Origin of the sequence: Streptomyces sp. NPDC007095 (assembly GCF_040634475.1) — a bacterium.
GTDB lineage: Bacteria > Actinomycetota > Actinomycetes > Streptomycetales > Streptomycetaceae > Streptomyces.
In genome coordinates this window covers 64,539-86,371 of the sequence record NZ_JBEYFS010000013.1, presented here as the reverse complement: position 1 = coordinate 86,371, position 21,833 = coordinate 64,539, and the positions used below count along the sequence as shown (strand labels likewise).

General features: G+C 71.1%; 18 protein-coding genes and 1 pseudogene. 6 read left to right on the top strand and 13 right to left on the bottom strand.

Features of this window, described 5'->3' with window-relative positions; genetic code table 11:
• Positions 1 to 277 (top strand): alpha amylase C-terminal domain-containing protein (locus ABZ656_RS07235; RefSeq protein ID WP_360265409.1); only part of this gene is annotated, 277 nt, incomplete at its 5' end.
• 132 nt (positions 278 to 409) lie between these two features.
• Here ABZ656_RS07235 and ABZ656_RS07230 read toward each other — a convergent pair.
• The 4 genes from ABZ656_RS07230 to ABZ656_RS07215 form a co-directional block, all read right to left on the bottom strand.
• A complete protein-coding gene (locus ABZ656_RS07230) occupies positions 410 to 1,834 on the bottom strand; it encodes a M1 family metallopeptidase (RefSeq protein ID WP_101406976.1) in 1,425 nt (474 codons plus the stop codon).
• Positions 1,835 to 2,035: 201 nt separating this feature from the next.
• Complete coding sequence (locus tag ABZ656_RS07225) at positions 2,036 to 2,896, bottom strand: ABC transporter permease (protein WP_168488104.1); 861 nt, start codon at positions 2,894 to 2,896, stop codon at positions 2,036 to 2,038.
• A complete protein-coding gene (locus tag ABZ656_RS07220; protein WP_101406990.1) occupies positions 2,856 to 3,746 on the bottom strand; it encodes an ATP-binding cassette domain-containing protein in 891 nt (296 codons plus the stop codon). Before ABZ656_RS07220 ends, ABZ656_RS07225 begins: the two co-directional genes overlap by 41 nt.
• Positions 3,743 to 4,198: a MarR family transcriptional regulator gene (locus tag ABZ656_RS07215; protein WP_101406991.1), complete on the bottom strand. Its 456-nt coding sequence runs from the start codon at positions 4,196 to 4,198 to the stop codon at positions 3,743 to 3,745. The genes ABZ656_RS07220 and ABZ656_RS07215 overlap by 4 nt, the downstream gene beginning before the upstream one ends.
• Before the next feature lie 216 nt (positions 4,199 to 4,414).
• Here ABZ656_RS07215 and ABZ656_RS07210 point away from each other — a divergent pair, with 216 nt between their 5' ends.
• Positions 4,415 to 5,311, top strand: a complete 897-nt coding sequence (locus ABZ656_RS07210; RefSeq protein WP_180362775.1) for a Gfo/Idh/MocA family oxidoreductase — start codon at positions 4,415 to 4,417, stop codon at positions 5,309 to 5,311.
• Between the two features lie 46 nt (positions 5,312 to 5,357).
• Here the strand turns inward: ABZ656_RS07210 and ABZ656_RS07205 are convergent, their stop codons facing one another.
• Together ABZ656_RS07205 and ABZ656_RS07200 are read right to left on the bottom strand one after the other, a co-directional pair.
• Positions 5,358 to 6,731, bottom strand: a complete 1,374-nt coding sequence (locus tag ABZ656_RS07205) for an MFS transporter (protein WP_101406993.1) — start codon at positions 6,729 to 6,731, stop codon at positions 5,358 to 5,360.
• Positions 6,732 to 6,792: 61 nt separating this feature from the next.
• Positions 6,793 to 7,404 (bottom strand): LysE/ArgO family amino acid transporter, encoded by a 612-nt coding sequence (locus ABZ656_RS07200; protein ID WP_360265402.1) that lies wholly within the window; start codon positions 7,402 to 7,404, stop codon positions 6,793 to 6,795.
• A gap of 66 nt (positions 7,405 to 7,470) precedes the next feature.
• Between ABZ656_RS07200 and ABZ656_RS07195 the strand changes: the two genes are divergently transcribed.
• Together ABZ656_RS07195 and ABZ656_RS07190 are read left to right on the top strand one after the other, a co-directional pair.
• Positions 7,471 to 8,379: a LysR family transcriptional regulator ArgP gene (locus tag ABZ656_RS07195; protein WP_101406995.1), complete on the top strand. Its 909-nt coding sequence runs from the start codon at positions 7,471 to 7,473 to the stop codon at positions 8,377 to 8,379.
• Positions 8,380 to 8,636: 257 nt separating this feature from the next.
• A complete protein-coding gene (locus tag ABZ656_RS07190; RefSeq protein WP_101406996.1) occupies positions 8,637 to 11,180 on the top strand; it encodes a SpoIIE family protein phosphatase in 2,544 nt (847 codons plus the stop codon).
• Positions 11,181 to 11,207: 27 nt separating this feature from the next.
• On the opposite strand, the gene ABZ656_RS07185 is transcribed toward ABZ656_RS07190, so the two are convergent.
• Together ABZ656_RS07185 and ABZ656_RS07180 are read right to left on the bottom strand one after the other, a co-directional pair.
• Positions 11,208 to 12,194, bottom strand: coding sequence for an aldo/keto reductase (locus ABZ656_RS07185; RefSeq protein WP_101406997.1), 987 nt, complete (start codon positions 12,192 to 12,194; stop codon positions 11,208 to 11,210).
• A 66-nt stretch (positions 12,195 to 12,260) separates the two neighbouring features.
• The gene (locus ABZ656_RS07180) at positions 12,261 to 12,929 is read right to left on the bottom strand and encodes an NUDIX domain-containing protein (RefSeq protein WP_101406998.1); all 669 of its coding nucleotides are present in this window, start codon (positions 12,927 to 12,929) and stop codon (positions 12,261 to 12,263) included.
• 107 nt (positions 12,930 to 13,036) lie between these two features.
• On the opposite strand from ABZ656_RS07180, the gene ABZ656_RS07175 reads away from it, so the two are divergent.
• A complete protein-coding gene (locus tag ABZ656_RS07175) occupies positions 13,037 to 13,390 on the top strand; it encodes a hypothetical protein (RefSeq protein WP_101406999.1) in 354 nt (117 codons plus the stop codon).
• Between the two features lie 221 nt (positions 13,391 to 13,611).
• Here the strand turns inward: ABZ656_RS07175 and ABZ656_RS07170 are convergent.
• The 3 genes and pseudogenes from ABZ656_RS07170 to ABZ656_RS07160 all read right to left on the bottom strand — a co-directional run.
• Positions 13,612 to 13,824 (bottom strand): annotated as a pseudogene (locus tag ABZ656_RS07170) (hypothetical protein); the annotation flags it as partial.
• 15 nt (positions 13,825 to 13,839) lie between these two features.
• Positions 13,840 to 14,712 carry a universal stress protein gene (locus ABZ656_RS07165; protein ID WP_360265397.1) on the bottom strand — a complete coding sequence of 291 codons (873 nt, stop codon included), beginning with the start codon at positions 14,710 to 14,712 and terminating at the stop codon, positions 13,840 to 13,842.
• Between the two features lie 111 nt (positions 14,713 to 14,823).
• A complete protein-coding gene (locus ABZ656_RS07160) occupies positions 14,824 to 15,864 on the bottom strand; it encodes a LacI family DNA-binding transcriptional regulator (protein WP_360265394.1) in 1,041 nt (346 codons plus the stop codon).
• Positions 15,865 to 16,238: 374 nt separating this feature from the next.
• On the opposite strand from ABZ656_RS07160, the gene ABZ656_RS07155 reads away from it, so the two are divergent.
• Complete coding sequence (locus ABZ656_RS07155; protein WP_101407002.1) at positions 16,239 to 18,047, top strand: coagulation factor 5/8 type domain-containing protein; 1,809 nt, start codon at positions 16,239 to 16,241, stop codon at positions 18,045 to 18,047.
• A 22-nt stretch (positions 18,048 to 18,069) separates the two neighbouring features.
• Here ABZ656_RS07155 and ABZ656_RS07150 read toward each other — a convergent pair whose 3' ends face one another.
• Positions 18,070 to 19,320: an SGNH/GDSL hydrolase family protein gene (locus tag ABZ656_RS07150; protein ID WP_360265390.1), complete on the bottom strand. Its 1,251-nt coding sequence runs from the start codon at positions 19,318 to 19,320 to the stop codon at positions 18,070 to 18,072.
• Positions 19,317 to 21,740, bottom strand: a complete 2,424-nt coding sequence (locus ABZ656_RS07145; protein ID WP_360265387.1) for a glycoside hydrolase N-terminal domain-containing protein — start codon at positions 21,738 to 21,740, stop codon at positions 19,317 to 19,319. Before ABZ656_RS07145 ends, ABZ656_RS07150 begins: the two co-directional genes overlap by 4 nt.
• Positions 21,741 to 21,833 lie beyond the last annotated feature (93 nt).

Below are 21,833 nucleotides of genomic sequence, written 5' to 3'. Positions count from 1 at the left end.
GATCGCCGGCGACGCCGCCGACGACAACGTCCTCGCCTTCCTCCGCCACGACACCGACGGCACCCCCCTGCTCGCCGTCTCCCACTTCTCCCCCGTCGTCCGCCACGACTACCGCCTCGGCATCCCCGAAGACATCCCCGCCTGGCACGAAGTCCTCAACACCGACGCCGCCCGCTACGGCGGCAGCGACGTCCACAACCCCCACCTCCAGACCCACGACGGGGGCCTGCGACTGACGCTCCCTCCCCTGGCCACCATCTGGCTCCGCCCCGCCTGAGGGCGTTCGGGGGCGCAGGGAACTGCGCGACCGACCCACACCGCCCGCGCAAAGAACACACACCCCGGGGGCCTGGGGGGGCGGAGCCCCCTGGGATGGGACGGGTAGGGGCGGCGGGGGCGAAGGAACCGGTCAGGGAGACGCCGGCTTGCCCGCCGTGCCGATCCAGGTGTGGAACAACGCGTCGAGATCCTTCCCGGACAACCGCTCGGAGAGGTGAACGAACTGGGCGGTGGTGCCGTGTCCGCCACGGTGCTCCGTCGCCCAGGTCCGCAGGATGCGGAAGAACACCCCGTCCCCCACAGCCGTACGCAGCTTCTGCAGAGCCATCGCACCCCGTGCGTACACGGGCGTGTCGAAGATGTGCGCCCCGCTCCCGGGGTTCGCCGGCGGAAACGCCCACAGACCACTGCCGGCAGGACTGGCGTACAGGGAGTCGAACGTCTGCTGCGCCGTCTTCCCACCGTGCTGCTCGGCGTACAGCCACTCGGCATACGTCGCGAAGCCCTCGTTGAGCCAGATGTCCTTCCACGCGGTGAGGCTGACGGAGTCCCCGAACCACTGGTGCGCGCTTTCGTGGACGAGGGTGCTCAGGTCGGGCGCGGAGTCGTAGACGGGACGCGTCTGGGTCTCCAGCGCGTATCCGACCTGCGGAGCCCGGTCGACGATGGACCCGGCGGCCCGGAAGGGGTAGGGCCCGAAAATACCGCTCTCCCACGCCAGCACGGACGGCAGCTTCTTCAGTACGGGCGCCGCGGCGCTCGCCTCACGCGGGTCGACGGCGTTGTAGACCTTGAGTCCGTCGCGGGTGGTGTACTGCTCGACCTTGAACTTCCCGACCGTCGCCGTGGCGAGGTAGGCCGCCATCGGCTCGGACTGCCGCCAGCGGAACGTCGTACGGCCGTGGCTGGTCGACTGTCCGCGGAGTATTCCGTTGGCCACGGCGGTGTGTCCCTTGGGGACGGTGATGGTGAAGTCGTAGGAGGCCTTGTCCTTGGGGTGGCTGTTGGCGGGGAACCACGTCATGGCACCCTGCGGTTCGCCGGCCACGAACGCGCCGTCGTCGGTGGGGATCCACCCGTCCAGGGAGCCGTCCGGGTCGGTGGCCGGCTCGGGCGTGCCCGAGTAGGTGACGGTGACTCGGAACTCCTGGTTCCGCCGGAGGGAGTGACGGGGGGTGACCACCAGTTCCTGGCCGTCACGGCGGTAGGACGCCTTGGCGTGGTCGACGGTGACGCCGGTGACCTTCAGTCCTTTGAAGTCGAGGTCGAAGCGGGTCAGTCGCTGGGTGGCCCGGGCGGTGATGACCGCCTTGCCGTCGAGGTGGCGGCTCTGGGGGTCGTAGCCGAGGGTCAGGTCGTAGTGCCGGACGTCGTAGCCGCCGTTGCCCGAGAGCGGGAAGTACGGGTCCCCCGCACCGGACGAGCCCACCGTGCCGGCCGCCGCCGGGCCCGCCGCGACGAGCAGGGCCGCGACGGCGACGGGAACCGCGGCGACAACTGCCTCTCTGCGAAGGACGGTTGTGCGTCTGGTGGTCTGATGCGGACGTGGCGTCACGTTGGCTCCTCCGGTGCGACGGTGATCAGGTGATCACGTCATCGCGTGATCACTGGCGCACAGCCTATGAGCCCCGTGGGCCGGTGACCCTCATCATCTGGTCAAGTCGCGCTCGGGGGCGATGCACACGTACCGACGTACAGGAGGGACCCGTCAGGCAGAACGGGAAGGACCCGTCAGGAAGTAAGGGCCGTGCCCGGATCAGCGGGCCAGGCGGCCCAGCAGGGACGAGGCGGACAGGATGCCGAGGGCGGCGGCCAGGACGAGGACCCCGTAGTCGAGGGCCAGGTGGGCGTGCGTGCCGAGCAGCAGGCCGCGCAGCGCGTCCACCTGGTAGCTCAGCGGGTTGACCTTGCTGATGGCCTGGAGCCAGCCGGGCATGACCGCGACCGGATAGAGGGCGTTGGAGCCGAAGAACAGCGGCATCGTGATGGCCTGGCCGATGCCCATCAGCCGGTCCCTGGTGAGCACGATGCCCGCGATGGTCATCGAGAGACAGGAGAAGAAGGCGGAGCCCAGGACGACGGCCACGGCCACGCCCAGCAGACGGAGCGGGTTCCAGGTCATCGCCACCCCGAGCAGCGCCGCGATGACGACGACCACCACCGCCTGGATCAGCGCCTTGACTCCGGCGGCGAAGGCCTTGCCGGTGATGAGCGCCGAGCGCGGGGTCGGTGTGACGAGCAGTTTGGTGAGGATCCCGGCGTCCCGCTCCCAGATGATCATGATGCCGTAGAAGATGGCGATGAACATCGCGGACTGGGCGATGATGCCGGGCGCCAGATAGTCGAGATAGGGGATGCCGCCGGTGGGTATCGCCTTGATCCGGGTGAAGGTCTCGCCGAAGATCAGCAGCCAGAGCGCCGGCTGGACCGCCCTGGTGTACAGCTCGGTGCGGTCGTGGCGCAGCTTCTGCAGCTCGACCGCGCACATCGCGCCGACCCGGGCGGGCAGCACTCGCCAGCCGGTACGGGCCCGTGGTGGGACGACGAGCAGGTCGAGGCCGCCCGGATGGATGCGCTCAGCCGACACGGGACGCTGTGCGACGGGTGCTTCGGACATCGCTGAAGTCTCCTGACTGTTCGTCGAGGCCGCTGCCGGCGATATCGCGGAAGACGTCCTCCAGCGTGGGCAGTTCACCGTTCTTCCCGGCGCCGCGCCGCGCGCCGAGGCCCCTGCGCAGCTCGTCGGGGGTGCCGAGGGCACGGACTCGGCCGCGGTGCATCAGTGCGACCCGGTCGCAGTACTGGTCGGCCTCGTCCATGTAGTGGGTCGTCACGAGGACGGTCATTCCGGTGGCGGCGCGTACGGCGTTGATGTGTTCCCACACGCTCGTACGGGCGATCGGGTCGAGGCCGATGGTCGGCTCGTCGAGGATCAGCAGCCGGGGTGCGCTCACCAGTGCCTGGGCGAGTTCGAGGCGGCGGACCATGCCACCGGAGTACGTCTTGGCGAGCCGGTCGGCCGCGTCGCTGAGGTCGACCGCCGTGAGCGCCTGCTCGACGCGTGCCGCGCGCTCCTTGCGGGGGACGTCGAAGACGCGGGCGAACAGGGCCACGTTCTCCCGGCCGGTGAGCCCGGCGTCGGCGGACAGCTGCTGCGGTACGTAGCCCAGCAGGCGGCGTACCGCCATGCGTTCGCGGGTGGCGTCGTGCCCGAAGACGCGGACCATGCCGGTGGGGACCGGCAGGAGTGTGGTGATGCAGCGGATCGCGGTGGTCTTGCCCGCGCCGTTGGGCCCGAGCAGTCCGAACACCTCTCCGTCGTGGACGGAGAGGTCGAGCCCGTCGACCGCGGTGGTCTCGCCGAAGGCGTAGACGAGCCCGGCGCAGCTGACGGCCTCCGTCCCGGCATCCGCCACCGCCACTGTCTCCTCGGCGGGGTCTCCCCCGCCCGTCGAGTTCCGCGTCATGTCTCTCCGGCCTCCTCGTGCAGGTTCACCGCCAACTTGCGGAGGGCCGGAAGGGCAGCCTCCAGGGCCGCGCGGTCGGCCTCGTCGAGACGGGCAACCTGACGGCGTACGAGAGCCGCGCGCCGCTCGCGCCAGTCGCGCAGCCGTGCGTCCGCCGCCGGTGTGGGCAGCAGGCGTGCCGCCCGCCGGTCGGCCGGGTCCGTCTCACGGTTCAGATAGCCGTCCCGCGCCAGTTGGTTGACCAGCGTCGAGACCGAATTGCCCGCCAGGTAGAGCTCCTTGGCGGCTTCCGACACACGGATGCCGGGGCGGGCCACGACCAGCCGCAGCAGCTCGACCTCGGCGCCGCGCAGCCGCGGCGCGGTCATGCCGCTGCGCAGTCGCCGCCGGATCAGTCGCTGCACTCCGGCCAAGGCGTCTGCCAGTGCCTCGGGAAAGCTCTCGGACTCCACGTTCCGAAAATAGCTCTGTATCAGAGGTAATGAGGGAAAGGGAGGGTCAAGAACCGCCCACCGGCAGGCACGCCCGCCGGGACACGGCGCACCACACCCCCTGGTGGAGACCCCAGCCCGCGTGATGGAGTCTCCCCAGCCCACTCGGGGCGCCAGTAGCGCCAGTAGCGCCAGTAGCGCCAGTAGCGCCAGTAGAAGGAGACCTCCGTGACCGCGATCGAGACCGATGCCGCGCCGCCGTGGCCCCATCCCCCGGTGAAGGTCGGACTGGTCGGTGCCGGGCCCTGGGCACGGGCCGTGCACGCGCGCGTGCTTGCTGCCGGGCCCGAGACACAGCTGACCTCGGTGTGGGCGCGGCGCGCCGAGGCGGCCCGGGAGACGGCCGAACCCCACGGGGCCGCCGCGGTCACACGTTTCGAGGAGCTGCTCGACGGCTGCGAGGCGGTCGCGTTCGCCGTTCCGCCCGCGGTACAGGCGGAACTCGCTCCGCTGGCCGCGAAGGCGGGCAAGGCACTGCTCCTGGAGAAGCCGCTCGGTGTCGATCTGGCGTCGGCGCGGCGCCTCGCCGACGCCGTCGACGAGGCCGGGGTCGTCTCCCAGCTCGTCCTGACCAACCGCTACCACCCGGCCACCCGGGAGTTCCTGGGCAGAGCGCGGGAGCTGGAGATCACCGGGGCTCGTTCGTGTCTTCTGCACGGGGCGTTCCTGGGCGGCGAGTTCGCCACCACCTGGCGGCTCGAGCACGGGGCCCTGCTCGACCTGGGTCCCCATCTTCTGGATCTCCTGGACGCCGCCGTCGGACCGATCGTCCGGGTCCGCGGCACCGGTGACCCCCGCCGCTGGATCGAGCTGACCTGCGAGCACGCCAATGGTGTCGTCAGTCAGGCCTCACTGTCCGGATCGGTTCACGTCGGGCACGGCAACACGCGTATCGAACTCTTCGGTCCGCAGGCCCCGCTGGTGTACGACGCCACCGAACTCGACCACGAGGAGACCTGGCCGGTGCTGCGCCGGGACTTCGCCACGGCCGTGCGCACCGGGGTGTCCGGCGAACTCGACGTCCATCGGGGACTTCACCTCCAGACGCTGATGGCACAGGCATCGCAGAGCTGACGCCAGGGCCGCAACCGCCCGGGCGCTCCAGGCACAGCGGGGAAGGTCACGTGTAGCGCCGCAGCGCCGGCGCCGTGACGGCCAGGATCGCCATGGCGACGACCACCAGCAGTCCGCCGCCCGCGACGGCGGTGCGGGCGCCCAGGAGGGAGCCGGCCGTTCCGTGCAGGACGTCGGCCAGCCGCGGGCCGCCCGCGACCACCACGGTGAACACGCCCTGCATCCGGCCGCGCATCTCGTCCGTGGCGGCCGACAGCAGGATCGCGCCGCGGAAGACCATGGAGACCATGTCGGCGACCCCGGCGGCGGCGAGGAACGCCACTGCCACCCAGAGGCTGGTGCTCAGGCCGAAGCCGGTGATCGCCGCTCCCCAGGCCATCACCGCGGCGATCACCATGAGCCCGTGCCGACGGGCCCGGGAGAACGTGCCCGACATCAGTCCGCCGATCACCGCGCCGATCGGGATCGCCGCGAACAGCAGGCCGAGCGCGAGCCCTTCCCCGTAGGGCGCGTAGGTCTCGGCGGCCAGCTGCGGGAACAGGGCCCGGGGCATGCCGAGGACCATGGCGATGATGTCGGCGAGGAAGGACAGCAGCAGCACCTTGTGCAGCGCGATGTAGCGGAAGCCGGCGGCGACTTCGCGCCAGCCCGCTCGTTTGGCCGCAGAGCCCGTCAGGGGCGGCAGTGCGGGCAGCCGCATCACCGCCCACACGGTGACGCACAGCGCCAGGGCGTCGAGCAGATAGAGCTCGCCCAGGCCGATGACGGGGATCAGGGCACCCGCGAGCAGCGGTCCCGCCACCAGACCCGTCTGCATGACGGTCGAACCGAGCGCGTTCGCCGCGGGCAGTTCGTCCTCGGGGACGAGCCGGGCGATGGAGGCGTTGCGGGCCGGGGAGTTCAGACCGAAGAAGGCCTGCTGGAGGGCGAGCAGCGCCATCAGGACAAGCACCGAATCGAGTCCGACGACCGCTTGTATCCAGAACAGCACCGAGGTCACGGCTATGCCGGTGTTGGTGATGAGGAGCAGCTTGCGCCGGTCCATGCTGTCGGCGACGGCACCGCCCCACAGCGCGAAGACCACGAGCGGCAGCAGTCCGGCCAGGCTCGCGTAGCCGACCCAGGCCGAGGAGCCGGTAATGTCGTAGATCTGCTTGGGCACGGCGACGGCGGTGAGCTGGCTGCCCACCGCCGTGACGATGGTGGAGGACCAGAGCCTGCGGTACGCGGGGCGGCGCAGCGGGCGGGTGTCCATCGCCCAGCGGCGCCAGCCGGTGCGCTCCGCCCGGGCCGCTCCCGCCGTCCCGTCGTGTTCGGCGGATCCGGCGGATTCGGCCACCGAACCGTTCCCGGCCCCGCCGTCCGTCCCGCCGTCGATCCCGCCGTCCGCCCCGTCCGTACTGCTCTTGCTCGTGTCCACGACCGTCCTGGCTGCTCGCTACATCTTTCCGTTGTCAGGGTTCACTATCGCGTACGCCGTCTCAGGCGTCGGCGATCAGCAGGGTGCCCATGGTGATCATCGTCGCGGCGACCACACCGTCCAGGACCCGCCACGACGACGGCCGGGCGAGGAAGCGGCCGAGCAGCCGGGCGCCGAAGCCCAGCGCGGCGAACCAGCACAGGCTGGCCAGGGCGGCCCCGAGCCCGAAGGTCCAGCGCAGTGGGCCGCGGTCGGCCGCGAGGGAGCCGAGCAGGAACACGGTGTCGAGATAGACGTGCGGGTTGAGCCAGGTCATCGCCAGGCAGGCGAGGACGATCTGCCGCCGCGAGCCCGCCGCTCCGGCCGCCGCCTCCAGCGCCGAGGGCCGCAGCACCCGCCGCGCGGCCAGGATTCCGTAGCAGAGGAGGAATCCGCCGCCGGTCAGCCCGACCGCCGTGAGCGCCTCGGGCCGGCCCACGACCACCGCGCCGACCCCGCCGACCCCCAGCGCGATGAGCAGTGCGTCGGACACCGCGCAGATGCCCACCACCGCCAGGACCGCTTCGCGGCGGATGCCCTGGCGCAGTACGAAGGCGTTCTGGGCGCCGATGGCGACGATGAGGGTGAGGCCGGTGCCGAACCCGGCGGCCACGGCGGTCAGGGCGTTGTTCATGCCAGAGACGCTAGGAACACAACCGTCAAGAGTACAGCTAAAGATTCTTACGTATCATTAGCGGCTGTGATGACGGATCTCCCCCTCGACCAGGTACGCACCTTGCTCGCGGTGGTCGACGAGGGCACCTTCGACGCGGCGGCCGCCGCCCTGCATGTGACGCCCTCGGCGGTCAGCCAGCGTGTCAAGGCACTCGAACAGCGCACCGGCCGGGTCCTGCTGATGCGGACGAAGCCGGTGCGTCCGACCGAGTCCGGCGAGGTCGTCGTGCGGTTCGCGCGCCGGCTGGCCCGGCTGGAGCGCGACGCCCGTACCGAACTCGGCATGAGCGAGGCCGGAGAGCCGACGCGGCTGTCGATCGCGGTGAACGCCGACTCGCTGGCGACCTGGTTCCTGCCCGCGCTCACCCGCGTACCGCGCGAGCTGCGGCTCTGTTTCGAACTGCGCCGCGAGGACGAGGACCACACGGCCGCCCTCCTGCGCGAGGGGGTGGTGATGGCGGCGGTGACCTCGTGGCCGGACCCGGTGGCGGGCTGTTCCGTGCGCGCCCTGGGCCGGATGCGGTACCTCGCGGTGGCCGGCCCGGACTTCGCCGGGCGGTGGCTCGGCGCGGGGACGGGCGCGGGGGTGGGCGAGCTGATCGCCGACGCTCCGGTGGTGGCCTTCGACCGGAACGACGATCTCCAGGACGAGTTCGTCCGGGGCCTTGGGGGCGGTCCCGGAGCGAGCGTGCTGCGGCACTTCATGCCCACCTCGGAGGGGTTCGTGGACGCCGTCGTCGCCGGACTGGGCTGGGGCATGGTGCCCGAGGTGCAGGCCGAGCCGCTGCTGCGGGCCGGGCGGCTGGTCCGCCTCGCGCCGGAGGGGATCGTGGACGTACCGCTGTTCTGGCAGCAGTGGAAACTCGACTTCCCGGCCCTCGCCGCAGCGGCCGAGGCCGTGGCGGCCGTAGCCGGGGAGACCTTGAGACGCTGAGTCCCGAAATCGCCGGGATTCGCAGACACCGGGACCCGATGGTTCCCTGAAGCAACATCTGCGCGGGGCTCCTGGAAGGGGCGCGGGCGCGGTATCTTCGCGCTGGGCGAAGCTGAGTTCGGCCGCACACGGCCGGATGCGGCCGAGTGCAATTCCGAGCGACCATCACGGCTGACGCGTCGGGGTGCGGGTGGGTACCCGTAAGGCGCATTCTTGCTGTGGAATCCCCCTGACGGCGGGCGGACGAGGGCAGACCGATGACTGGGAGCGCCGAGCGTGAGGACCAGGCGCTGGATAGCCTGGGCGCCCTGCTCAGCGGGTCCGTCGCGGACGCGATCCGGGCGGCCCGCGGCTTCGCGGGGGGCGTGTACCTGCGCTCCAGCTCCCCCGAACTGCTGCGGCTGGCCGTACTGGCCGGGTTGCCGGGACAGTTGTTCCGCCCCTGGTGGCGCATGCCCCTGGACCGGCCGTTCCCGGCCGCCGACTCCCATCGGACGGGCACGGAGGTGCTGCTCGCCGACGCCACGGAGACGATGCGCCGCTATCCGCAGCTCGCGGCGGGGCTGCCGTTCCAGTTCGGTTCGCTGTATGTCCCCGTCGTGAGCGCCTCCTCGGCCTTCGGAGTCCTGACGGTGCTGCGTCCGGCGGCCTCGGACGCCACCGACGTACTGCCGGACCGTGACCGGATGACGGCGGTGGCGGAGAACCTGGGGACGGCTCTGTCGGTCCTGGAGAAGGACGGTGCCGAGGTCGTCTGGGACGGGGAGCCGATGTGCGTACGGCCACCCGCCGAGCGTCTGCCACCTCGCTATGTCGGCCGGTTCACCTGGGAGCCGACCACAGGCGAGGTCACCGGGGACGACGCGCTGTGGGCCCTGCTCGGCACCGATGCCAGGGCCTTTCCCGGGACGCCGCAGGCGCTCACCCACACGCTGGCCCTCGACGATCCGCATGTGCTGCTGTCCGCGCTGCACGAGACCTCGGTGGGGCGCCCCCCGGCCCACCCGCTGCCCGTGCACACGGTGAACGGCGGGCTGCGGCTGCTGGAGTTGTGGACCTCGGGCAACGCGCTCGTGCCGCCGTACGCGGTCGGCGGCGCGGTCGTCGATCCGGGTCCGGGCCCGGCGGCGGACGGCGCCGCGGACCTGCTCCCCGAGGGCGTGTTCGCACTGGACCGGCTCGGGCTGATCACCTATGTCAATCCGCGCGCCGCCGAGCTCCTCGGCCGGCCGCGGCCGGAACTGCTGGGGCGACCGCTGTGGCAGGCCGTGCCCTGGCTGGACCAGCCGTCCTACGCGGATCATCTGCGCGGCGCGCTGCTGTCACCGGAGCCGGTGCACTTCCAGGTCGCCCGCCCGAGCGGTGGCCGCCGGACACCCGCGCCGGCCCCCGACGACGCCTGGCTGACGATGTCCGTGTATCCCGGCCCCGGCAGTCTGACCTGCAAACTGATCCCCATGGGGCGGGTAGCGGACACCACGGAAGCCCCCGAGGCCGCACCGCTCCACGGTCGGCCTGCGGCGAACGGGTCCGGCATCGCCGAGCCCGCGGCCGGTATCACCACGACGGCGCTGTACCAGCCCATCGTCCTGGCCATGGCCCTGACCGAGGCCGTGACGGCCCGGCAGGTGTCCGAGACCGTGATGCGGGAGCTGCTGCCCGCGTTCGGCGGACGGCGCCTGGCCATCTATCTGTTGCAGGACCGGCGCCTGTACCTGGCCTGGGAGACCGGCTTCCCGCAGGGGTTCCTCGCACCCTTCGACGGGGTGGGGCTGGACGCCAGACTCCCCGGGGTGGAGACGCTCACCACCGGCCGCCCGCTGTTCTTCGAGTCGATGCCACAACTGGCCGCCGCCTATCCCGGCATCCCACTGGACGCCAAGGAGGGTGCCCGTGCCTTCCTGCCGCTGATCGCCTCGGGGCGGCCGGTCGGTTCCTGCATCCTCGGCTTCGACCGTCCGCGCGGCTTCAGCACGGAGGAACGTTCCGTGCTGACGGCGCTCACCGGACTCATCGCACAGGCCCTGGAGAAGGCGCGGCGCTACGACTCCGAGGCCGCCCTCGCCCGTGGCCTCCAGGAGGCGCTGCTCCCGCACCGGCTGTCGGCGCACCCGCAGGTGGAGACGGCCGGGCGCTATCTCTCCGGCACCAAGGGGATGGACGTGGGCGGCGACTGGTACGACGTCGTGGAGGCCGGTGACGGACTGGCCCTGGTCATCGGCGACGTCCAGGGCCATGGCGTCCAGGCGGCGGCCACCATGGGCCAACTTCGGAGCGCGGTAAGGGCGTTCGCGCTCAGCGACCACCCTCCGGACGAGGTGATGAGCCATACCAACCGGCTGCTCATCGACCTCGACCCGGGCCAGTTCGCCAGTTGCTGCTACGTCAGGCTGGACCCGGTGACCGGAGTCGCCCGGGCCGCCCGCGCAGGTCACCCGCAGCCCCTGCTGCGCCACCCCGACGGCCGCACCGAGCTCCTCGACCTGCCCGGTGGCGTGGTGCTCGGCGTGGCCCCGCTTGCCCGCTACCCGGTGACGGACCTGCTGCTGGAACCCGACGCCGTGCTGGCCCTCTACACGGACGGTCTGGTCGAGCGCCCAGGGGCCGACATCGACGAAGGAATCGAGAAGATCCGCGCGACGCTGTCCCGGGCGGGCACCCCGCACGCCCGGCCCGGCGCCTCCCCCCTGTCCGGTACCGCGGACCTGCTGACCGAGGAGGCCCGGCAGGCCACCGAGCGCCCCGACGACATCGCGTTGCTGCTCACCACCCGCCGCTCCACGCGCGAGGGCCGCCACTGACGCGACGGCCCTCGCCCGCGACGCCTCTCAGTGGGCCGCGTCCAGGCGTTCCCGCTGCTCCGGCGACAGCTCAAGGTCCACGGCCGCGAGGTTCTCCTCCAACTGCGCCACGGACGACATCCCGACCAGGGGGATCACCGGCAGCCCGCCGCCCAGTTGCCAGGCGAGCACCACCTGGTTCGGGCTCGCCCCCGTCTCCCGCGCCACCGTCCGCAGCGCGGCGAGCCGGGGCGGGGTGCCCGGGTGGTCGTAGTCCGCGGGCAGCGGCTTGTCCTGCCGTACGTAGGCGCCGCGCAGCAGCGGGGAGTAAGCGACCAGGGTCAGGGCGGGCTCGGCGCGCAGATAGCCGCGGAGTTCGGCGGTCGTGCCGCCGAGGCTCCCGTCGGGGAAGAGTGCGTCGGGTATGTCGGTGCGGGGCCGCAGCAGACTGTGCTGGTACTGGAGGACCTCGTAGCCGGGCAGTCCGGCCGACGCGGCGACGGCGCGGGCCCGCTCCACCCGCCAGATGGCGTGGTTGCTCGCCCCGAGCAGCCCGACGGTCCCCTCCGCCACGAGCTCCCCGAACCCCTCCATGGTTTCCCGCGGGTCGACCGTGGCGTCCTCGATGTGGGCGTACAGCAGGTCGATCCGGTCCAGGCCGAGGCGTTCGCGGCTGCGCTCGGCCGCCTCGCGTACGACCTTCGCCGACAGTCCTTCCGGGTTGTCGGTGTATCCGGTGCCGGGGGCCAGCGGCCGGGCGCCGAGCTTGGTCGCGAAGACGATCTCGTCGCCGATTCCCCGGCTGCGCCGCCACCGTCCGAGCAGTTCCTCGCTCTGGCCGCCCTGGCTGCCGTCGGTCCAGAAGGCGTAGTTGTCGGACGTGTCGACGAAGTTCCCGCCCGCTTCGACATAGCGGTCCAGTACGGCGAAGGAGGTCTTCTCGTCCGTCACCGAGCCGAACAGCATCGCGCCGAGCGCGAGCACGCTCACCTCACGGCGGGTCTTCGGGTCGGTACCGATGGTCCGGTACTTCATGGTGGTCCCTCCTCTTCGGGCCCGACCGTCCGGGCCCGAAGAGGAGTCTGGAACTTGAAGAGCACTTCAACGCAAGGCCTTGAACGGTCCTTCGAGAGCCGCCCACTGCAACAGCATGATCGTCTTGGCGTCGGCGATCTCCCCGGAGCGGATCATGGCCAGTGCGGTACGGAAGGACAGTTCGACGATCTCGATGTCCTCGCCCTCCTCGTCGAGGCCGCCGCCCTCGTGGGTGCGGGTGGACGGGCCGTAGGTGGCGGCGAAGAAGCTGACCCGCTCGGTGACCGAGCCCGGGCTCATGTAGACGTCGAAGACGTGCTGGACCTCGCCGACGGTGTGCCCGGTCTCCTCGATGACCTCGCGCCGTACGGCGACCTCGGGATGCTCGTCGTCCTCGTCGAGCAGGCCGCCCGGGGTCTCGACCAGCATGCCGTCGGGGTGGCCGTTGGTGTACACGGGGTAGCGGAACTGCCTGGTCAGCAGCACGGTTTCGCGCTCGGCGTCGTACAGCAGGAGGGTGGCTCCGTTGCCGCGGTCGTGTGTCTCGCGTTCCTGGGTGCTCCAGGTGCCGTCGGCGTGCTGGAAGTCGAAGGTGGTGGTGCGCTCCACGTACCAGTGGCTGGACAGGAGGGTCACTTCGCGGACCTTGACCCGCGGGTTGCCGGTCAGATCGCGGCCGACGCGGTCGAGTCCGGTACGGCCCCGGCGGTCAGGGGTGTCGATGCCTGCGGTCATCGTGTGCGGGCCGGGCGGGGGCGGGAGAAGTGGTTCATGACCACTGTCTACCATCCCGGCCTGGACATCGAGGCCACAGCGGGGCTTCGCCCGTCTAGGCTCACGGCATGGAACAGACGGAGATCATCCTGCGCGCCATCGGCGTGCTCACCGAGACCAACGCGATGGTGCGCAGGATCGCCCAGGACGAGAACGCCGAGGTCGAGTCGACCGAGACCCAACTGGGCGCACTCGTCACGGAGGTGTTCCCCAGGGTGGAGGTGCCTGGGGACGCCGGTCCCGCGGAAGCCGGGCAGGCCGTCGCGGACGCTTACCTCCCCGCCACCATCTCTCTCGTGGGCGCGTTCGCGTTCCTCTTCTCCGAACTCGCCGACCTCCACGACTCCGGACGCACCGACGTCAAGACGGCCGACCTGCTCCAGAACCTCGCCCTGCGCATGTCGAGGGCCGACAACACATAGTGAGGACTCCGCACCGGCCGTCCCGATCCCGGGAGTGAGGCCGGCGCGGGGACTTCCGGGCCCAGGCGTTCCTGGGTGAAAGACGCCTGGGCGCCGCTCAACTCTTCTGTTCCACGCGCACCCAGCCGACCTCGGGCCGCACTCCCCCGGCCGCGACTGTCCCTGCCCCTCGGGCAGAAGGGCTCCAAAAAGGCGCCCCGGGAGGAGAGAGGCATCAGCTAGCGCTTGCGGGCCGCCCACGTGTCCGTGGAGTGTTCCAGGCCGCCTCGGCAGCGTGCCCTGAGATCACGGGAGGCCAGCGCGCCCAGATGCGCACCGCCCAGCCGCGGCACCTTCTCGTCCCCGGGCGCCAGGTGCTTGAGCCGGGTCCGGACCGCCGCACCGGCCGGACCGGACACGACGAACGGCTCCGCCGACTCCCTCAGCCCGCCCACCCCTTCACCCCCGCCTCAGGAGTGCGGAACCACCGCCACCGGGCAGGGCGCGTGGTGCATCACCGCGTGGGCCACCGAACCGATCCGGGCCCCCACCGCCGAGTGGTGTGCGCGGCGACCGACGACCATCAGCTGGGCCCGTTCGGCCAGTGAGAGCAGTACCTGCCCGGCGCTGCCCATCTCGACGTGCTGTGTGACGGGCACGTCGGGGAAACGCTCCCGCCACGGCTGGAGCGCCTCGGCGAGCGCCTTCTTCTCGTACGGTTCCAGGCCCCCGGCCTCGTCCAGCAGCTTCAGCGAGCCGGGGCTGTAGGCGAACACCGGCGGCAGGCTCCACGCCCGTACGGCGCGTACCCCGGCACCGCGCACCGCCGCGGTCTCGAACGCGAACCGAAGGCCGGCCGCGCTGTCGTCCGGACCTCCCTGCTGGCCCACGACGATCTCCCGGCCGCTCGCTTCGGACGCGGCGCGGTCACCGGCCCGCACCAGGACGACCGGGCACGGGGCCCCGGCGATCACCTGCTGGCCGACGGAACCGAGCAGGAAGCCGACGATCGTGCCGTGTCCGCGGGATCCGAGGACCAGCGTCCCGGCCGCCGCGGCCTCGGCCAGCAGCGAGTCGACGGCACCGCCGTCCAGGACCTCGGTCGTCACCGGCAGGTCCGTGTGCCGGTCGGTGACGGTGCGGGCCGCGTCCTCGACCATGTCCCGTGCCCAGCGCGCCTGCTCGTCCCGGTCTGCGCCGCCGAGCAGTTCGTGGTGGGACCACTGCCAGGCGTACACCACGCGCAGGGGCGTCCCGCGGCGGACGGCTTCCCTGCCCGCCCAGGCCAGCGCGGCCCGGCTCTCGGGGGATCCGTCCACGCCCACGGTGATCCTGTCGGTCATGCGCCTGCCTCTCCGTCGCCGGCTCGCCCGCGCTGCCGGTCCCTCGATCCTGCTGACCGGTCCAGTGTCGGTCACCGCCACCACCGAGTCGCGCAGGGCACGGGGCGCCGCCTACGCCGACTCGCGCACCACGAGTTCCGGATCGAAGATCACCGAGGTGGGCTCGGTGCGCGCGCCCCGGAGGTGCTCGTCGAGGAGTCGGGCCATCACCGAGGCCATCTCCTCGACGGGCTGGCGCACGGTGGTCAGCGGCGGACGGCAGGCCATCGCCGCGCTGGAGTCGTCGAAGCCGATGACGGCGACGTCGTCCGGCACCCGTCTGCCCCGCTCCCGCAGGACCTGGCACACCCCCTGGGCCATCAGGTCGTTGGCCGCGAACACCCCGTCCACGTCGGGGTGTTCGGCCAGCAGTCCGGACATCGCGGCCATGCCGCTGTCGAGGGTGAAACCGCCCTCGGCGACGGGAACGTACGGATGGCCCCTGCGCGCCATCGTGTCGCGGAACCCGGCGAGCCGGTCCTGGCTGGCGTAGACGCCCAGTGGCCCCGTGACGGTGACGATCCGTCGGCAGCCCCGGTCCAGCAGATGGTGGGCGGCCATGCGGGCGCCGTCCCGGTGGGCCAGGTCGACATAGCTGAGCGGCACCGGCCGCGTCGGCCGGGCGAAGAGCACCGCGGGCAGGCCCGCGTCGGCGAGCAGCGCCGGCAGTGGGTCGTCGGCGTGGGTGGAGACGACGAGCGCGCCGTCCGCGCTGCCCTGCCGCAGATCGTTCAGCGCCTGCTGTCGCGTCTGCGCGGAGTCGGCGAACATCAGCAGCGGATGCACCGACCGGGGACGCAGGTAGTCCACCACGCCGGTGACGACCCGGCCGAAGAACGGGTCCGCCAACACCCGTGCAGTGAAGGCGTTCCGCTCCTCGCCCGACACGTCGCCCGCGCCGGAGACGATGAGCGCGACCGTCTCGGTCCGCCGTGTCACCAGTGACCTGGCGGCCCGGTTGGGAGCGTATCCGGTGCGTTCGACGGCCTGACGGACCGCGTCCTGAAGGGCGGGATCGACGCTCTGGACGCCGTTGACGACGCGGGAGACGGTGGCGCGCGACACACCGGCCTCCCGCGCGACGTCCTCAAGCGTGGGGGCCCGTCTGCTCATCTCCGCAGCCTATCGGCCCGGCGCCGCGAGGGCATAGAGCGCTCTCTCGCATCACTGTTTCTTGTCGGCACGAGGCCACGTCGGAGTTCATCGCTCCGCTCCCCGGGTGCGTCAGGAGGGAAACCAGGGACACCCCCGCCCTCGTAAGCGCATCTCTTGAACACAATCGCCCTCGGCCCGGCAACCCCGGCGGAGCCCAGACACAATCGAACTGCCGCAAAACATCCTTCTGTTAGCGTTTCATCGGGCAACAATCCACGGCACTCGTGTGACAACTCTTGACGCTGTGTTCACGCGGATGAAGCATGCATCGGCAAGAGAGCGCTCCCCGCACCTCCCACCGTTCACTTTCTGAACCAGGAGAGTTGCCCCCCATGCCTCACCTCCCCATGGATTCCCCGGACTCCGTCCGGTCCCTTCCCGCCAGACGATCCGTCCTCGGAGCGATGGCCGCCACCGCGGCCGCGCCCGCGCTGCTCGGTCTGTCCTCGCCGGCGTCCGCCGCGCCCGTGGCGCCCGCCGCGCAGCCGCGAGCCCTGCCCGGCGGCGGCGATCTCGGCCCGAACGTCATCGTGTTCGACCCCTCGGCCTCCGGCATCCAGGCCAAGCTGGACGAGGTGTTCCGACAGCAGGAGTCGGCCCAGTTCGGCACGGGCCGCTATGCGCTGCTGTTCAAGCCGGGCACCTACAACGGGCTCAACGCCCAACTCGGCTTCTACACCTCGATCGCGGGCCTCGGCCTGTCCCCCGACGACACGGCGATCAACGGCGATGTGACCGTCGACGCGGGCTGGTTCAACGGCAACGCCACCCAGAACTTCTGGCGTTCGGCGGAGAATCTCGCCCTCACCCCGGTCAGCGGCACCAACCGGTGGGCGGTCGCCCAGGCCGCCCCCTTCCGGCGGATGCACGTCAAGGGCGGTCTCAACCTCGCCCCCACCGGCTACGGCTGGGCCAGCGGCGGCTACATCGCCGACAGCCGCATCGACGGCTCGGTCGGACCGTACTCGCAGCAGCAGTGGTACACCCGCGACAGTTCGGTGGGCGGCTGGGCCAACGCCGTCTGGAACATGGTCTTCTCCGGTGTCCAGGGCGCACCCGCGCAGTCCTTCCCGAACCCGCCCTACACCACCCTCGACACCACACCGGTGTCGAGGGAGAAGCCGTTCCTGTACCTCAACGGCAGCGAGTACCGCGTCTTCCTGCCGGAGCGGCGCACCAACGCCCGCGGCATCACCTGGGGCAGCGGCACCCCACGCGGCACGTCGCTGCCGCTCACCCAGTTCTACGTGGCCAAGCCCGGTGTCACCGCCGCCACCCTGAACGCCGCGCTCACTCAGGGCCTCCACCTGCTGCTGACTCCGGGGATCTACCACCTCGACCAGCCGATCCAGGTCAACCGCGCGGGCACCGTGGTCCTCGGACTCGGTTACGCCACCCTGATCCCGGACAACGGCGTCACCGCGCTCAGGACGGCCGACGTCGACGGTGTGCGGCTCGCGGGATTCCTCATCGACGCCGGTCCCGTGAACTCGTCGACGCTGTTGGAGGTGGGGCCCACGGGGGCTTCCGCGAACCACTCCGCCAACCCGACCACCGTCCAGGACGTCTTCATCCGCATCGGCGGCGCCGGCGCCGGCAAGGCCACCACCAGCATGGTGATCAACAGCCGCGGCACGATCATCGACCACACCTGGGTCTGGCGCGCCGACCACGGCACCGGCGTCGGCTGGGAGACCAACCGGGCCGACTACGGCATCCGCGTCAACGGCGACGACGTCCTGGCCACCGGTCTGTTCGTCGAGCACTTCAACAAGTACGACGTCCAGTGGTACGGCCAGCGCGGGCGCACCATCTTCTTCCAGAACGAGAAGGCGTACGACGCGCCTAACCAGGCTGCCATCCAGAACGGAAACGTCAGGGGGTACGCGGCCTACAAGGTCGCCGACTCCGTGACCACGCACGAGGGATGGGGCCTGGGCAGCTACTGCTACTACAACGTCGACCCGACGATCGTCCAGCACAACGGCTTCGCCGCGCCGAACACACCGGGCGTGAAGTTCCACGACCTGCTGGTCGTCTCGCTGGGCGGCCAGGGTCAGTACGAGCACGTCGTCAACGAGACCGGCGCACCCACGTCGGGCACCTCGACGGTGCCGTCCACCGTGGTCTCGTACCCCTGACCGCCCCGCGCGGAGCCTGAGGTCAGCAGGACGTCAGGCTCCCGAGGTCCACCGCGTCGGCCATCGCCTGCATCCCCTTGTCGTTGGGGTGCAGGTGATCGCCGCCGTCGAAGAACGGCAGGATCAGCTGCGGGTCGTACGGATTGCGCGTGATCCTGTCGAAATCCGTCACGGCGTCGAGCGCGCCGCTGTTCCTGATCCAGTCGTTGACGCCCTGCCGCACGGCCTCGGATGCGGCGTCGTACTCGGACCAGCCCTTGAACGGCATGACGGTCGCGCCGACGACACATTTGCCCGCCGCGTGGGCCCGGTCGATGATCTGCCGATAGCCGGCGATCATGTCGTCCACCGTGACGCCGGAATGGGCCTTGATGTCGTTGATGCCTTCGAAGAGGAAGACCGTGCGGACCCCGGGCTGGGAGAGGACGTCACGCTGGAGTCTGTTCAGGGCGGCCTGCCCGGCGCCGTCCGCGAGCACCTTGTTGCCCGAGATCCCCTCGTTCGCCACTCCCTTCACGGTGAGCCCGGACGCGGCCTGGAGCCGCCTGGACAGATAGTCGGGCCAGCGGCGGTTCTCGTCCGTGGTCGAGGCCCATCCGTCGGTGATGGAGTCGCCGAGGGTCACCACCGAGCCGACCGCGGCGGACGTCTCCACGTCGACCGCGTCCAGCCAGTACCAGGAGCCCATCGGATCGGTCCAGTTGGCCGCGCTCTCTTCGGCCGCGTGGTCGCCCGCGGTCGCGTAGTTGGTCTGCATGGCCATGCCGTGGCCGGTCGTCGGTCCCTGGGCGCCGGTCACGTAGAGGCTGATGACCAGGTCGCTCTGGGCGGCCAGTTTTCCGGGCAGCGGATCGCTGAGTACGGTCTCGCCGGCCTGGACGGTGACGGACGCGGCCCCGCCGAACGACAGCTGCCGGTTGGAGCCGTGGACCAGTTCCGCACCCTGCTTCCGCAGCCCGGCGTACGCGCTCGCGAAGGTCACCGGGTGCTCGCCGAAGGCGTTGGACAGCCGGATCCGCATGTTCGTACCGCCGACGCTGGTGCGCACGATCAGTCGGTAACTGCGGTCGGCGGGTCCCGCGCCCTGCCGGTCGGCGCTGGCGCCCCAGGTGACCACGGAGTGCTTCGCCCGCGACGCGGCCGCGGGTGTCACCGGCGTGCCCGACGAGGCCCCCGGCTGCGCCGCCGCCGAGGCGGTCAGGGGCCCGCAGACCGCGATGAGCAGCGCCGATACGACACCCAGGGCGCGGCGGCGGAACCGGGCGCCGCTCATCCGATTCCCCTCAGGGTGACGGACTCACCGGGCTTGAGGCTGACCTTGCGCGAGGCGCCGCCCGCGACGACGGTCGTCTCGCGGCCACCGACGCTCCTCAGCGTCGCCCGGGTCACCTTGCCGTTCTTCCAGCTGAGGTCGGCGACGAAGCCGCCGCGGACGCCCACGCCGGACACCGAGCCGGATGCCGCCCAGGCGGCGGGCAGGGCGGGCAGCAGCTCGATGTGTCCGGGCCGCGAGTAGACCAGCATCTCGACGATCGCCGCGGGGGTGCCGAAGTTCGCCTCTATCTGGAAGATGCCGCGGCCCGTCTCGACCTCGTAGATGTCGAAGAGGTTCATCGCGCTGCCGTTGCTGCCGTCGACCGACGGCTTCAGGTTGTTGACGACCAGTTGGTAGGCCTTCTCCGCGTTCTTCAGCCGCGCCCAGCACAGGCTGCGCCAGGCGTTGGCCCAGCCGAAGCTGTTCATGCCGCGCGCGGTGAGCAGGGCGGTCGCGCCGTCGAGGATGTCCTTCGGGGTGGAGTCGTCGGGACGGATCCGGTCGCCGGGGAAGAGGCCGATGAGCGGGGAGAGGTGCCGGTGGGTGGTCTCACCGAGGTTGTCGGGCGACATCCACTCCTCCAGCCAGCCGGTCTTGGGGCTGACCACGGGCAGGTACAGGCGCCCCCGCAGATCGTCGACGGTCTTGCGGTAGGCGGTGTCCTTGGCGAGCACCTCGGTCGCGGTGCGGTAGTTGCCGAAGAGGTTCCACACCAGTTCCTGGGCGTACGTGATGCCCTTGGCGTCGAGCGGGCCCTGCTCGGGCGACCAGTCGCTGTCGGCGATCAGGACCTCGCGCTCGGTCCCGGACACGTCGGTGACGGTCGTGGTGATGAGGCGGGCCTCCCAGAACTGCACGGCGCCCTTGAGGAGGGGGTAGATCTTCTTGAGGTAGGCGCGGTCCTGCGTGTACTCGTAGTGCTCGAACAGGCTCTGGCAGATCCAGGCGTTGCCGGCCGGGTGCCACCACCAGCCACCCCCGCCATAGGGGTTGGTGGAGATCGCCACGGTCCAGCCGGCGATCTTTCCGCTGGAGTTGCGGTAGCGGTTGGTGGAGTCGTTGAACAGCCGCTGGGTGACGTCCGTCCAGTCGGGCAGCTGTGCGAGGCAGTAGTCGGCGAAGGCGTCGAAGCAGTCGGACAGGCCCGCCCGGTCGGCCATCCAGTAGTTCATCTGGATGTTGATGTCGGTGTGGTAGTCGGCCATCCAGTCCGGGTCGTTGCCGTCCAGCCAGGGGCCCTGGAGGCCCATCGGCAGGCTGCCCCGTGATCCGGAGATCATGAGATAGCGGCCGAACTGCAGGTAGGCGGCCTCGAGTTCCGGGTCGGGGATGTCGTCACGGTGGCGTGCCTGGAGCCGCTCCCAGGTGTCCAGTTCGCGCTGCGCGGCGGAGGACGTACCGAGGTCGATGTCCAACTGCCCGAACACGGCCCGGAAGTCGGCGACATGTGTGTGCAGCAGGGTGCTCGCCGAGTGGCCGGCCGCGTTCAGGACCTTGGTCCTGGCGAGGCGCTCGGGGGCGAGGGACGGATCGCGGAACTTCGCCGCCGCATCGGGTGCGTAGTTGGTTCCACCGCTGACCACGATGGTGAGGTCCTTGCAGCCGCTGAACGCGATCGACGTACCGTCGACGCGGACCCTGCCCGTGCCGCTGTACGCGGTGACGGCGGCGCCGTACTTCAGGCCGTTGGCCAAGGAGGCGCCGAACGACGCGTAGCGGCCTGCGCTGTTGGCGGTGGTGGACTCGCCGTGGGTACCGGCGAGGGAGACGGTACCGGTGTAGGAGCCGCCGCCCTGCTGGGAGAAGTACAGGACGATGGCGTCGTCGGGGCGGCTGGCGAAGATCTGCCGCCGGTAGGTGACGCCGGAGATGTCGTACGAGGTGCTGATCAGACCCTGGGCCAGGTCGAGGGAGCGACGGTAGTTGTTGACGTTGCCCAGGTCGTGGTCGGGGAGGGCGACGGTGAGTTCGGCCAGCATCGTCAGGGAGCCGAAGTCGCCGCGGCCGTACGGGAACTGACCGTCGCTCTGCAGCTTGTCGTTGAGACCTCCGGTCCACAGGGTGGCGTCGGTGACCATCAGGAGTTCGCCGGCGGGGTCGTTGCTCGCGAGCGCACCGAGGCGCCCGTTGCCGACCGGCAGTCCCTGCTCGATCATCGACTTGGCGGAGCCGGGAGCCCCCCACCACAGCTGGTTCTTCGCGGCGTCGGCCGCGGACAGCATGGGCGATGCGGTGGGGCGCAGGGGCGCGGCCGAGGCGGTGTAGGCGGGCAGACCGCCCAGTGCGGTGGCCGCGCCGGCTGCGGCGGCGAGGGCGAGGGCGAGGAAGCCTCTGCGGCTGGGGGTGTTGTCGTGCGCTGCGGTGTGCTGAACGTCCACGGTTGTGCACTCCATATCCGGGAGCGGCTCGTGCGGGAACGACGGTTGCGGACCGTCGGCGTGGGCCGGGTCCCCACGGGGCCGGGTCGTGTC

Bases quoted from the DNA above. Each gene is read 5' to 3' on its own strand.
- ABZ656_RS07155 (WP_101407002.1), top strand. From the start codon at position 16,239: ATGCCTCACCTCCCCATGGATTCCCCGGACTCCGTCCGGTCCCTTCCC.
- ABZ656_RS07160 (WP_360265394.1), bottom strand. From the start codon at position 15,864: ATGAGCAGACGGGCCCCCACGCTTGAGGACGTCGCGCGGGAGGCCGGT.
- ABZ656_RS07200 (WP_360265402.1), bottom strand. From the start codon at position 7,404: ATGAACAACGCCCTGACCGCCGTGGCCGCCGGGTTCGGCACCGGCCTC.
- ABZ656_RS07190 (WP_101406996.1), top strand. From the start codon at position 8,637: ATGACTGGGAGCGCCGAGCGTGAGGACCAGGCGCTGGATAGCCTGGGC.
- ABZ656_RS07185 (WP_101406997.1), bottom strand. From the start codon at position 12,194: ATGAAGTACCGGACCATCGGTACCGACCCGAAGACCCGCCGTGAGGTG.
- ABZ656_RS07150 (WP_360265390.1), bottom strand. From the start codon at position 19,320: ATGAGCGGCGCCCGGTTCCGCCGCCGCGCCCTGGGTGTCGTATCGGCG.
- ABZ656_RS07225 (WP_168488104.1), bottom strand. From the start codon at position 2,896: ATGTCCGAAGCACCCGTCGCACAGCGTCCCGTGTCGGCTGAGCGCATC.
- ABZ656_RS07220 (WP_101406990.1), bottom strand. From the start codon at position 3,746: ATGACGCGGAACTCGACGGGCGGGGGAGACCCCGCCGAGGAGACAGTG.
- ABZ656_RS07175 (WP_101406999.1), top strand. From the start codon at position 13,037: ATGGAACAGACGGAGATCATCCTGCGCGCCATCGGCGTGCTCACCGAG.
- ABZ656_RS07180 (WP_101406998.1), bottom strand. From the start codon at position 12,929: ATGACCGCAGGCATCGACACCCCTGACCGCCGGGGCCGTACCGGACTC.
- ABZ656_RS07165 (WP_360265397.1), bottom strand. From the start codon at position 14,712: ATGACCGACAGGATCACCGTGGGCGTGGACGGATCCCCCGAGAGCCGG.